The 12187-nt window shown below is 66.7% G+C and carries 9 protein-coding genes; 6 read left to right on the top strand and 3 right to left on the bottom strand.

Going from position 1 to position 12187, the window contains the following annotated elements; all coding sequences use genetic code 11:
• Positions 1–11: 11 nt before the first annotated feature.
• From D3877_RS10915 to D3877_RS10905, 3 genes are all read right to left on the bottom strand, one after another.
• Positions 12–1820: a M3 family oligoendopeptidase gene (locus D3877_RS10915; RefSeq protein ID WP_119830601.1), complete on the bottom strand. Its 1809-nt coding sequence runs from the start codon at positions 1818–1820 to the stop codon at positions 12–14.
• A 73-nt stretch (positions 1821–1893) separates the two neighbouring features.
• Positions 1894–2250, bottom strand: coding sequence for a hypothetical protein (locus tag D3877_RS10910; RefSeq protein WP_119830600.1), 357 nt, complete (start codon positions 2248–2250; stop codon positions 1894–1896).
• Positions 2251–2307: 57 nt separating this feature from the next.
• The gene (locus D3877_RS10905) at positions 2308–4575 is read right to left on the bottom strand and encodes a tetratricopeptide repeat protein (RefSeq protein ID WP_119830599.1); all 2268 of its coding nucleotides are present in this window, start codon (positions 4573–4575) and stop codon (positions 2308–2310) included.
• A 237-nt stretch (positions 4576–4812) separates the two neighbouring features.
• Here D3877_RS10905 and D3877_RS10900 point away from each other — a divergent pair, with 237 nt between their 5' ends.
• From D3877_RS10900 to D3877_RS10875, 6 genes are all read left to right on the top strand, one after another.
• On the top strand, positions 4813–5262 hold the full coding sequence (locus D3877_RS10900; RefSeq protein ID WP_199720741.1) for a DUF3574 domain-containing protein: 450 nt from the start codon (positions 4813–4815) through the stop codon (positions 5260–5262).
• A 170-nt stretch (positions 5263–5432) separates the two neighbouring features.
• Positions 5433–7358, top strand: coding sequence for a propionyl-CoA synthetase (locus D3877_RS10895; protein WP_119830597.1), 1926 nt, complete (start codon positions 5433–5435; stop codon positions 7356–7358).
• Positions 7359–7564: 206 nt separating this feature from the next.
• A complete protein-coding gene (locus D3877_RS10890) occupies positions 7565–8233 on the top strand; it encodes a metal-dependent hydrolase (RefSeq protein ID WP_119830596.1) in 669 nt (222 codons plus the stop codon).
• Between the two features lie 96 nt (positions 8234–8329).
• Positions 8330–8803 (top strand): YchJ family protein, encoded by a 474-nt coding sequence (locus D3877_RS10885; RefSeq protein ID WP_119830923.1) that lies wholly within the window; start codon positions 8330–8332, stop codon positions 8801–8803.
• 149 nt (positions 8804–8952) lie between these two features.
• Positions 8953–9753 carry a YkgJ family cysteine cluster protein gene (locus tag D3877_RS10880; protein ID WP_119830595.1) on the top strand — a complete coding sequence of 267 codons (801 nt, stop codon included), beginning with the start codon at positions 8953–8955 and terminating at the stop codon, positions 9751–9753.
• 271 nt (positions 9754–10024) lie between these two features.
• The gene (locus D3877_RS10875) at positions 10025–12163 is read left to right on the top strand and encodes a TonB-dependent siderophore receptor (protein WP_158599867.1); all 2139 of its coding nucleotides are present in this window, start codon (positions 10025–10027) and stop codon (positions 12161–12163) included.
• Positions 12164–12187: the final 24 nt, after the last annotated feature.

Genomic DNA, 12187 nt, shown 5'->3' with positions numbered 1-12187 from the left:
ATTGACCCGATTTAGGCGGGGGTGGCTTCCAGTTCGTCGATGAAGCCGCGAATCACGGTCAGGCCCTTTTGCCAGAAGGCCGGGTCGGAGGCGTCCAGGCCGAAGGGGGCCAGGAGGTCCTGGTGGCGCAGGGTGCCGCCCGCCGTCAGCATCGCTAGATATTTTTCAGCGAAGCCCTGTTCGGCGTCCTGATAGACCGCGTAGAGCGAGTTCACCAGACAATCGCCGAAGGCGTAGGCGTAGACGTAGAAGGGCGAATGGACGAAGTGCGGGATGTAGGACCAGTAATGGCGATAGCCCTCGTCAAAGCGCAGGGCCGGACCCAGGCTCTCGCTCTGCACCGCCATCCAGATTTCGCCGATCCGCTCGGCGGTCAATTCGCCCTCGCGCCGTTCGGTGTGGACGCGCCGTTCAAAATCGAAGAAGGCGATCTGGCGGACCACCGTGTTCAGCATGTCCTCCACCTTGCCCGCCAGCAGCAGGCGGCGGCGGGCCGGGTCGGTTTCCGCCGCCAACAGGGCGCGGAAGGTCAGCATCTCGCCAAAGACCGAGGCTGTTTCGGCCAGCGTCAGCGGCGTGTCGGACAGGAAATGCCCCTGCCGCCCGGCGAGGATCTGGTGAACGCCATGCCCCAGCTCATGCGCCAGGGTCATGACGTCGCGCGTCTTGCCCTGGAAATTGACCAGCAGATAGGGGTGGACGCTGGGCACGGTGGAATGGGCGAAGGCGCCCGGCGCCTTGCCGGGGCGCACCGGCGCGTCGATCCACGGGTTGTCGAAGAAACGCTTGCCCAGAGTCGCGAGATCCGGCGAGAAGCGGCCATAGGCGCCCAGCACGATGTCGCGCGCCTCGTCCCAGCGGATGGTCCGGTCGGCGTCGTTGGGCAGGGGGGCGTTGCGGTCCCAGTAATCGAGATGATCCTGGCCGAACCATTTCGCCTTCATCGCGTAATAGCGGTGCGACAGGTCGGGGTAGGCGGTCTTGACGGCGGCCACCAGGGCGTCCACCACCTCATCCTCCACCCGGTTGGACAGGTTGCGGGCCGAGGTCGGCGACGGGTAATGGCGCCAGTTGTCCTCGATCTCCTTGTCCTTGGCCAACGTGTTGGTGATGAGCGCGAACAGGCGCGCGTTCGCGCCCATGACGCGGCCCACCACCTCGCCCGCCTCGCGGCGCTTGGCCGGGTCGCGGTCGGACAGGCGGTTCAACGCCTCGGCGCTGGTCAGCTCCTTGCCGTCGATGGGGAAGCGCAGCCCGGCCATGGTCTCGTCGAACAGGCGGTTCCAGGCGGCGCGGCCAACGACGTATTTCTCGTGGAGCAGCCGCTCCACCTCGTCGGAAAGCTGGTGGTCGCGGTAGAGGCGGACGTCGCGCAGCCAGGGGGCGTAGCGCGCCAGCGCGGGCGAGGCCGCGAGCTTGGCCGTCACGTCGTCCTCGTCCAGCCGGTTGATCTCCAGCGTGAAGAAGATCAGTTGGGTGGAGACGCCGTTCACCCGCTCCTGCATGGATTGGTAGAATTTGCCGATGATCGGATCGGCCATGTCGCCGCTGTAGGTCAGGCTGGCGAAGGACATGACGCGCGACAGCGTTTCGTCGATGGCCTCATAGGCGGCGATGGCCTCGGCCAGCGCGTCGCCCGACAGGCCGGGCAGGGTTCCGGCGTAGCGCTCCTGAAACGCCTTGGCCGCCGCGTCGGCGCGGTCGATGTCGGCTTTCAACTCCGGCGCGTCCATGCCGGGGTAGAGGTCGTTCAAATCCCAGGCGGGGAGCGTGCCCAAATCGGGGCTGTCGGTTGCAGCCAAGGCGGCACTGCTGGTCATCAAAATCCCTCCAGACAAACGGTGTCAGGGATATAGGCGCAGTCGGCGGCGACCGGAAGGCTTCGCGTGACGATTACGTCGCGATGCTTTCCTGCGCGCGGCGAATGGCGGCCTCGACGCATTGCAGATGCAGCTTTTTGCGGGCGAGCAGGCGGGCGCGCCGCTCTTCCAGGTCGGCGGTGGGCATCGCTTCGATCTTGCAGCCGCGCCAGCCGTTGGCGTCCAGCGCGCGGGCGACCTCGGCGTAACCGAAATAACCCTTGTCCGGGTGGGTCCAGGGCGGGCGGAAATCGGATTGGCGCAGGACGAAGCGGTTCGATTGGCTGCCGCCGCCCAGATTGGTCAGCCGGGCCACGATCAGCCGTTCGCCGTTGCTCTGAACGACGGTGAGGATCGGGCGAATGCCGGTGATGGGCGGGTCGGAAGCCATGGGCCATGCATAGCCGCCCGGCGGGCGTCTGACCAGCGCGAAGGGGCGCGAACCGCTTCAAGAGAAACGCGGATCCGCCCGGACCGGGACGCTGTCCCCGGCGCGCTCCACCGCGTCGACGAGGAAGGACTCCAACGCCTCCACGCAGGCGCGGTCGTCGAAGGCCCGGTGGCGGGCGGCGGCCATCCGGCGGCGGAGGTCCCTCCGCCACTGCGCGTCCAGTCCCAGACGGGCGGCGATGGCGACGTAGGAGTCGAGGGACTCGGCGATGGTGTCGGTCACGCCCAGCCGGGTCAGGATGGCGGCGCTGTGGCGACCGCGCAGAAAGTCCCCCGGCAGCGTGACGATGGGCGCGTCGTGTGCCGACAGGCAATCCAGCGTCGATTTCCCGCCCGACCAGCCGATGGTGTCGAGCAGCGCGTCGGATTGGCGCACGGCGTCGATGAAGCGCTCCTCGGGCATCGAGGGCAGAATCACGCAATGGTCGGCGGCGCGCAGCCCATAAGCGGCGAAGGCGCGCTTCAGCCGCGCGCGGAACAGATCCGTCACCGCTTGGCTCTTGGCGAAGGCGATGAAGACGAATTGGCAATCGCCGACCGCGCGGGCGATGCGCGGAAAGACCGCGTCATGCTGCGGCAGATATTTGTACAGCGCTTGCCCCGACCAATAGACCATCGCCGACGGGCGCAACCCCAGCGCCGCCCGCTGCGGTGGAGTCGGCGACCAGTCCCGCGCGCCATAGCAGACGCCCAGATTGGGCAGGCGAATCAGTTTTTCGGTGTAATGGGCGTCGGCGTCCGGCGGCTCCATCAAGGCGCTGGTCAGAAAGCAATCCATCGTCGGCATGCCGGTGGTGTTGGGATGCCCCCAAGCCACGCATTGCAGCGGGGCCAAGCGCTGGGCCGCCAGATGACCGGCCATCGGATCCATCCCGACCTCTGGATACAGCAGCACGTCCGGCGAATCGGCCAGGATCGTTTGGCGCCACTGCGCGCCGCTCTGCCGACGCTCGACGAAGCGGTCGCACAGGCGGGCGGATTCGTCGGTGCGCGCGTCGCGCGTCAGCCCGGTGTGATAGCCAAACAGGGCGAAGCGGGTCCGATCCATCTGGCTCAACCAACGGTCGATGAACAGCCGCCACACCGTGTGCTCGTGGAAATAGCCGCTGACGACGCCAACCCGAATCCGCTCGCCCGGCCGCCGGCGCCGCCGCCGCGCCGCCAAGGGGCGCGGATCCGCCAGCAGACGGCAGGCCATGGCCCCGTAAAGGCTCTGAAGGTCGCGGTCGTTCTCGCCCTGGTAGGGCAGGAAAAAGGGTTGGCTGGAGCCGATGGCGTCGGCCAGGGCCTGGGCGTCCGGCCCGGCGCTTTCGGCCAGCCGGTTCAACCGCTCCGCGTAGGCGCGGCGACGCGCCGGAATCTCCTCCGCCGTGGCGTAGAGAACCGGCAATTGGCCCATGCAGAGGGCAAATTTCGCGGCGGCGTGGTGGGGATGACGCTCCAAAAGCCGTTCAAATCCGGCGGTCGCTTCGGTCAGCCGATTTTGGGCGAGGAGGACGCTGCCCCGGTTGAACGCGGCGTCGGCGTGGTCGGGGTTGAGGGCGAGCGCCTCAGCGTAGCGCGCGGCGGCCTCCTCCAGCCGGGATTGCTCCTGAAGCGCCACGCCCAGATTGTTGTGGTGATCGGCGATTCCGGGGCGCGCGCCGATGGCGGCGCGGAAGGCGGCCTCCGCCGCGTCAAGGCGGCGGGACTGGAACAGAAGGTTGCCCAGTTGAAAGGCGGCGTCGGCAAAGCCGGGATCCAGGCGCAGCGCGCGGCGGTAAAAACGCTCCGCCCGATCCGGGTCTCCGGCGGCGGCCAGCGGGGCGGCCAGATTGAACCACGCCTCGGTCAAGGCCGGATCCAGCGCCAAGGCGCGGCGGTAGGCGGCCATCGCTTGGTCCGCTTTCCCCGCCTCGCACAGGGTGGTGGCGAGGTTGCACAGGATCTGCGGCGAATCCCAGCGCAGACGGGCGGCGAGCGCGAAATGGGCGACGGCCTCGTCGAGGCGGCCAAGGTCGCGCAGCGCGTAGGCGAAGTTGCCGTGGCAGTTGGCCACCGACGGCGCCAGATCGAGCGACCGTTCAAAGCAGGCGACGGCGATCTGCACATGCCCCACCTGATGAAAGATCATCCCCAGCCGATGCAGGCTGTCGGCGTTGTCGTGGTCCTTTTCAAGCACCGAGGTGTAAATCGCCGCCGCGTCCGGCAGATTTCCGGCGGCGTGAAGACGCAACCCAGTTTCCAGACGTTCCGCGATGGGCTGATTCCGCAGTGAAGGCAGCATAAAGCAACGGCTCCTTGTCCGGCGGATTCTGGGCGTTTGGACGGTGGTCTTGTTTTGACTTCGGGCGCGGCGTTGATCTGAGATTTGTACGGAGGGGCGTTGGCGCTCCTGCGGCGTTTGTGGTTTTTTTTCGGCGAGCGCCCGCAAGGCTCAACATTTTGTGCGCCGGTTGGTCGGCGGGCTTCGCGGGCGACGGGAAAGCGCCTATCATCGACAGGCTTTTTCAGGAGGGCGACGATGAGGATGCGCGCGGCTTTGCTGTCTCTGGCCTTGCTGGTTCCGGTGTCGCTTGGCGGCGGGGCGCTGGCTCAAACCACGGCGGAAACGCCGCCGTCCGGCCCCGACTGCGCCCTGCTGTCGGGCAGCCCGATGGTGGAGGCGCGGCTGTTCTTTGGCCGCAACATCGGCGACCGGCTGGGTGTGACCGACAAGGCGTGGGCGCGCTTCGTGACCAAGGACATCGCCCCGCGCTTTCCCGACGGGCTGACCATCCAGGACGCGGCGGGCCATTGGCGCGACAGCGCCACCGGGCGGCTTGTGCGCGAGCCGAGCAAGATTTTGACCCTGCTGACCGGCCAGGATCCGGCGTCGCTCGCCAAAATTCACGAGCTGGCCGACATCTACAAAAAGCGCTTCAAACAGCAGGCGGTCGCCATCGTCCTGCGCCCGGCCTGCGTCGGGTTCTGACGGCTGTGCGTGGTTGGGATGATTGGGGGATGCGACAGCCCGTCGCACCCCCGACCTTCTGACATTTGCGTGTGCTTATACAATTGGAGCAGATTGGAGCGGGGCGCGCGATGGATCGTTGCGCGTTCGCGAGGAAATGCTAACCAATTATAATATAAGGGACGCCCCCGATGAGCCAAAGCACAGCCGCCGTCTTCGACGACATGCACGCCCGTTCCCTGTCGGATCCCGAAGGATTTTGGGGTGACGCGGCCAAAGAGATCACCTGGTTCAAGCCGTGGGACAAGGTGCTGGACGACAGCGCCGCGCCGTTCTACCGCTGGTTCGTCGGCGGCGAGCTGAACACCTGCTACAACGCCGTGGACCGCCATGTCGAAGATGGGCGCGGGCAGCAGGCGGCGATCATCTATGACAGCCCGGTGACGCAGACCGTCCAGACCATCACCTACGCCGAATTGCAAGATCAGGTGGCGCGCTTCGCCGGGGTGCTGCGCGACCAGGGCGTGACCAAGGGCGACCGCGTCCTGCTCTACATGCCGATGATCCCGCAATCGGTCGTCGCCATGCTGGCTTGCGCCCGTCTGGGCGCGGTGCATTCGGTGGTGTTCGGCGGCTTCGCCCCGCACGAACTGGCGACCCGCATCAATGATTCGACGCCGAAGGCCATCGTCTCGGCCTCTTGCGGCATCGAAACCAACCGCATCATCAAATACAAGCCGATGCTCGACAGCGCCATCGAGCAGGCCGATCACAAGCCGTCGAGCGTCATCGTCCTTCAGCGCCCGCAGGAAACCGCGACGCTGATCGCCGGGCGCGACGTTGATTGGGCCGAAGCGGTGAAGACCGTCGAACCGGCGGATTGCGTGCCGGTGGCGGCGACCGATCCGCTCTACATCCTCTACACGTCCGGCACGACGGGGCAGCCCAAGGGCGTGGTGCGCGACAATGGCGGCCACGCGGTGGCGCTGCGCTGGACGATGAAGAACATCTACAACGTCGGGCCGGGCGAGGTCTATTGGGCGGCGTCGGACGTGGGTTGGGTGGTCGGCCATTCCTACATCGTCTACGCGCCGCTGCTGACCGGAGCGACGACCCTGGTGTTTGAAGGCAAGCCGGTCGGCACGCCCGACGCCGGAACCTTCTGGCGGGTGATCGAACAGCACAAGGTCGGCACGCTCTTCACCGCGCCGACCGCCTTCCGCGCCATCAAGCGCGAGGATCCCGACGCGCTGCTGCTGAAGAAATACGATCTGTCGCATTTCCGCGCCCTGTTCCTGGCGGGCGAACGGTCGGATCCCGACACCCTGCATTGGGCCGAGGACAATCTGAAGGTTCCGGTCATCGATCATTGGTGGCAGACGGAAACCGGCTGGGCGATTTCCGGCAACCCGCTGGGCGTCCATCTGTTCCCGATCAAATACGGCTCGGCCACCCGCCCGATGCCGGGCTGGGACGTCCGCGTGCTGAACGCCGAACTGCAAGAGGTGCCGCGCGGCGACATCGGCGCCATCTGCGTCAAGCTGCCGCTGCCTCCCGGCACGCTGCCGACGCTGTGGAATGCCGACGAGCGGTTCAAGAAATCCTACCTGGCCGATTACCCCGGTTACTACCAGACGGGCGACGCGGGCTTCATTGACGACGACGGCTATGTCTATGTGATGGCGCGCACCGACGACATCATCAACGTGGCGGGCCATCGCCTGTCCACCGGCGCGATGGAAGAGGTGCTGTCCAGCCACAAGGACGTCGCCGAATGCGCGGTGATCGGCGTGGCTGACGATCTCAAGGGGCAGGTGCCGTTGGGCTTCGTCTGCCTGAAGGCGGGCGTCACCCGCCCGCATGAGGACATCGTCAAGGAGGTGGTCCAACTGGTGCGCGACCAGATCGGCCCGGTCGCCGACTTCAAGCGCGCCCTGGTGGTGGACCGTCTGCCCAAGACCCGGTCGGGCAAGATCCTGCGCGGCACCATGCAGAAGATCGCCGACAGCGCCGATTACAAGATGCCCGCCACCATCGACGATCCGGGGATCCTGCCGGAAATCGCCGAAGCCCTGAAGACGCTGGGCTACGCCAAGAGCAGCGACGGCATGGCGTAAGCCGACCGTCGGCGCGCCGCCAAACGCGTCAAGGCCCCTCTTCCATTGCGGGAGAGGGGCCTTTCTTTTGCGCGCCACACGCGGCGCATGGTTGTTCTGATTCCGTTCCGATGCTAGGATTACCCTCCGTTTTCCGCGCCCATGACGCGCGGAAGACCGTGCGGAGAGGATTCCAGGGTGCGGGCATCGAAGGGGGACGGCGCGCGATGATGGCGTCCTCACACATCATTGTCGGCGCCGCGACCTGGACGTGGCTGGCGGCCCGTTTCGGCCTGCCGCCGCTGGAGCCGCTGGGACTCGGTCTGGCGGTGCTGGGGTCGCTCGCCCCCGACATCGACCATCCGAAATCGACCCTGGGCAGTCGGCTGAAACCGATCTCGGTGCCGATCTCTCTGGTGTTCGGCCATCGGGGCATCACCCATTCGCTGTTCGCCGTGGCCGGTTGCGCCTGGCTGTTTTCCGAAAGCGGCGTTCATGCGGCCTACAGCGCGCCGTTTCTCGTCGGCTATCTGACCCATCTGGCCGGGGATCTGCTGTCGCCATCAGGCTTGCCGCTGCTCTACCCGTTGAAGCGGCGGCGCACCTTCGCCTTGCCGATCATCAAGACCGGCGGGTTTTCTGAACAATTGGTCGTCGTCATCCTGTGCGGCTGGCTGATTTCCGGCCTGTTCGGCTGCGATTGGCGCGGGCTGCTCCAAACCGGGGCGTGGCGCGACGCGGTCGCCCTGGTGGACGAGGCGGAAAGCCGCCTGTCGTCCCTGCGCCCGGAGGGGGAGGACGCGGCCCCGACCGCCGCCGCGCCCTGGCCGCCGCGCAAACCCGCGATCAAGCCGCCCCACCGGGTGGCGTCGGCGGCCTGCGGAGTCTGCGGGTGATCCGGACGCGCCGCCGCTTCCGCCGCATGGATTCGCCGGGCCAAAGATGACAGAGTGCGGCGGATATGTTCGCGCTTCTTGAGGATTTTCCGTTCCATGACCGATTGCCCTTGCGGCTCCGCCCGCGCTTATGAGGATTGTTGTGGCCCGTTGCTGGGCGGCGCGCCGGGATTGACCGCTGAAGCGGTGATGCGCTCGCGCTACACCGCCTTCGTCCGCCATGATCTGGACCATGTCGAGCGCACCCACGCGCCGGAGGTCCGCGACGATTTCAACCGCGCCGAGGCCGAACGGGTTGCCGACGAATGCGCGTGGGAGCGTCTGGAGATCCTGAAGACGGCGGAGGAGGGCGACGACGCCACCGTCGAATTCCTCATCCGCTTCCGCCGCGACGGGCAGGAGATGCGCCACCATGAACGGGCCAGCTTCCGCCGCGTGGATGGGGCCTGGCTCTATGTCAGCGGCGTGGTCAACCCGAAGGATCCGCCCCGCCGGGTCGTCAAGGTCGGGCGCAACGAGCCGTGCCCCTGCGGGTCCGGCAAGAAGTTCAAAACCTGCTGCGGCGCCTGACCCCAGGGCAATCGCTCGCACGATAGGACATCGGAAAAAGCCCCTCTCCCCTTGCGGGAGAAGGGCTTTCGCAATGTTTGACAGTTTGAGCGATTGCCCTGCTCTTGACCCACGCCTTTTGACCGCAACCGCCGCCGCCGAGAACCGCCATGGCCCCGCGCTTTTCCTGCACCGCTTGCGGCAAATGCTGCCATGGCTGGTTGCCGCTGACCCTGAAGGACGCGATTGCCCACGCCGGGCGCTTTCCCTTGGCGCTGGTGTGGACGCCGGTGCGGTCGGGGGCGAAGTCCTTTGACCTGACCGGGCGTTTGGGAACGACGGTGCGCTTGCCCAACCGCAAGAGTGTGGCGGTCTTGATCGCGCCGACCGCCTATCTGCCGCCCTCCTACCCCTGCCCGGAACTGGGGCCGGATCGTTTGTGCGGCATCCACGCCGACAAGCCGTCGCGCTGCCGGACCATGCCCTTCTACCCCTACCGCGAGGAAAAGGACCAAGCCGATCTGTTGGTCCCGCGCAAGGGGTGGGAGTGCGACACCTCGGCGGCGGCGCCGGAGGTGTACCGCGACCACGCCATCGTCGATCCGGGCGACTTCGACCGCGAGCGCGCCGATTTGATCGAACAGGCCCCGGTGATGCGGATCTACGCCGCCTATGTCCTGAAATACATGCCCTGGGTCCTCGACAGCCTCGCCACGCTGGCGGCGAAGCCGACCGGCGGCAACCTCGTCACCAACCTGTCCTCCTTCCTCACCGCCACCCGGCGGCCCGACGCGGCGGCGCTGGCGGCGTCCCAGGCGCCGCTGCTCCACGCGCTGGCCGAACGGACCCGCGATGATCCAGCCTTGGCCGAGTATCACCGCAATTACAGCGGCTGGGCCAAGGAGATGGACAGTCTGGTCAAGCGCCACGCCGCGACCAAGCCCCCCGACGCCGCCGCCACGCCGGTGTGAGTCCGCCGCCGTCATTTTGATGACGCGCGTGTGTTCATATGACTTGCAAATAAGAATCGTTATCAATAAAAGGAGGCCGGGGAGCACGCCTGGCCCGGATCGACGCATCATGCCGATCCGGGCCATAAAATGATAATAACTCTTATTTGCATATCGTCTCTCTCTTGGGGTTGGAGGGAGGTCGAAGACGGACTGACGGAAAGGGGCTTGGGGGATGGTGAGCGTGACGCGGAAGAGCGGGGATCGGACCAGCGCGGGGCGGCGAGGCCGCATGTTTGGCTCGGTGGCGTTGATCGGGCTGTTGCTGCCGGTCGCCGCCCTGGCGCAAACGGCGTCCACGCCCGACGCGCTGACCTTGCCCGCCATCGACGTCAACGCCAAGCCGGTGAACGACGCCAACCCGGCCACCGCCGTCGGCTCCAAACTGCCGCTGGCCCCGCGCGAAGTGCCGCAGACCGTGACCAGCGTCACCCGCCAGCGGATCGAGGAGCAAAAGCTGCTCACCCTCGAAGACGCGCTGCGCCAGACTCCGGGCGTGACGGTGGAGCCGATCGACGGCAACCGTCTGAATTTCTACGCCCGTGGCTTCGAGATCACCAACCTTCAGTATGACGGCGTGCCGACGACGCTGGACGACCGTATTTTCGTGCCGCCCGATCTGGCGATGTTCGAGCGGGTCGAGGTGCTGAAGGGACCGGCGGGGCTGCTCAACGGCATGGGCGGGCCGGGCGGCGCGGTCAACATCGTCCGCAAAACCCCGAAAAAGACGCTGGAAGGCTATGGCGAACTGTCCGCCGGAAGCTGGGCGAATTACCGGGGGGAGGGGGACGTCACCGGCCCGCTCAACGAGTCCGGCAGCCTGCGCGGGCGTTTCGTCGGCGCCTATCAGGACCGCAACGGCTTCCAGGATTGGACCACCCAAGAGCGGGCCATGGGCTATGGCAGCCTCGCCGCCGATCTGACGCCCGACACCACCCTGACGGCGGGGGCCTGGTATCAGCGCATGAGCTACAAGGGGGCCTGGAACCTGCCGGGCGCCGTCAGCACGGTCAATGGCAAGACGCAGTTGAGCTTGCTGAATCTTCCCCGCTCGACCTCGCTGGGGGAGGAGTGGAATCGCGACGTCTTCACCACGAAAGGAGGTTTTGGCGATCTTCAACACCGTTTCGGCGGCAGCGGCTGGTCCATGACGCTGGCGGCCCATCACATCGACAACCAGATGGACCGGGTGATGGCCTACGCCTATTCCCCGGTCACGCCGGGCGTCAACCGGACGACGCTCTACGCCCAAAAGGTCCGGTACGACCAACAGCAGACCGGCGTCGATCTGTCGGCCACCGGCCCCTTCGCCCTGTTCGGGCAAACCCACGAGGCGGCGGTCGGCGCCAATTACGAACGCACGGTCTTCCGCGCCCGCTCGGCCAACCCATCGACAACCTGGTCGGCGACGCAGAACATCTTCGCTCCCGTCTCGACGGCGGCGGAACCCGCCTGGGCCAATTGGCAACGCGACGCCACCACCAGCACGGACAGTTGGGGTGGCTATGGCGTGCTGCGCTTCCGTCTGGCCGAACCGCTGCGCTTGATCGTCGGCGGTCGGGTCAATTGGTGGGACACGCGGGTGGACACCGACATTCCCGTCGGAACCGCCCAAACCAGCGCGTCGATCACGGGCAAGGTCACGCCCTACGCCGGGCTGGTCTATGACGTGAACAGCGTCTACGCCCTGTACGCCAGCGTCTCGCAAGTGTTCGAGCCGCAATCCTACGTCGACGCCTCCGGCAAGATTTTGCAGCCGCTGAAGGGGCGTCAGTATGAGGCGGGGGTGAAGGCGGATCTCTTCGGCGGCGCGCTGCACGCCACCGCCTCCCTCTTCCACATTGTCGAGGAGAATCGGCCCCAGTCGGATCCGCGTTACCCCAACCAGTCCATCTATCTGGCCTCGGGCAAGGCGCAGAGCCGGGGCCTGGAGCTTGACGTCTCGGGAACCGTCCTGCCCGGCCTGGACCTGTTCGCCGGTTACACCTTCACCCGCGCCAAGGCGTTGGACAGCAGCGCCAACGCCGCCAGCGCCTTCACCGCCATCGCCCCAACCCATCAGGCGAAACTGTGGGCGAGCTACCGTCTGCCGGAAACCATCGACGACCGGCTGAGTGTGGGGGCGGGAGTCAACGCGCAAACGGCGATGTACAACGAGTTCCCCACGCTGGGCGGCGCCCGGCTGACGCAAGGGGGCTACGCCACATTGGACGCGCGCGTCGCCTATGACCTGACCCCGAAGGTGACGGCGGCGGTCAACGTCAAGAACCTGTTCGACAAGGTCTATTACCAGCGCGTCGGCACGCCGCAATCCGGCAACATCTATGGCGATCCGCGTTCGGTGATGCTGACCCTGCGGGCCAAGCTGTGAGCCGGGGCGGCGACAGGGGCCGGA

The sequence above is a fragment of the Azospirillum cavernae genome (assembly GCF_003590795.1).
Taxonomy (GTDB): domain Bacteria; phylum Pseudomonadota; class Alphaproteobacteria; order Azospirillales; family Azospirillaceae; genus Azospirillum; species Azospirillum cavernae.
Note: the sequence above shows the minus strand (reverse complement) of the source record. Positions and strands in the feature narration are given on the sequence as shown.

Bases quoted from the DNA above. Each gene is read 5' to 3' on its own strand.
- D3877_RS10915 (WP_119830601.1), bottom strand. From the start codon at position 1,820: ATGACCAGCAGTGCCGCCTTGGCTGCAACCGACAGCCCCGATTTGGGC.
- D3877_RS10880 (WP_119830595.1), top strand. From the start codon at position 8,953: ATGGCCCCGCGCTTTTCCTGCACCGCTTGCGGCAAATGCTGCCATGGC.
- D3877_RS10900 (WP_199720741.1), top strand. From the start codon at position 4,813: ATGAGGATGCGCGCGGCTTTGCTGTCTCTGGCCTTGCTGGTTCCGGTG.
- D3877_RS10910 (WP_119830600.1), bottom strand. From the start codon at position 2,250: ATGGCTTCCGACCCGCCCATCACCGGCATTCGCCCGATCCTCACCGTC.
- D3877_RS10905 (WP_119830599.1), bottom strand. From the start codon at position 4,575: ATGCTGCCTTCACTGCGGAATCAGCCCATCGCGGAACGTCTGGAAACT.
- D3877_RS10885 (WP_119830923.1), top strand. From the start codon at position 8,330: ATGACCGATTGCCCTTGCGGCTCCGCCCGCGCTTATGAGGATTGTTGT.
- D3877_RS10875 (WP_158599867.1), top strand. From the start codon at position 10,025: ATGTTTGGCTCGGTGGCGTTGATCGGGCTGTTGCTGCCGGTCGCCGCC.
- D3877_RS10890 (WP_119830596.1), top strand. From the start codon at position 7,565: ATGATGGCGTCCTCACACATCATTGTCGGCGCCGCGACCTGGACGTGG.
- D3877_RS10895 (WP_119830597.1), top strand. From the start codon at position 5,433: ATGAGCCAAAGCACAGCCGCCGTCTTCGACGACATGCACGCCCGTTCC.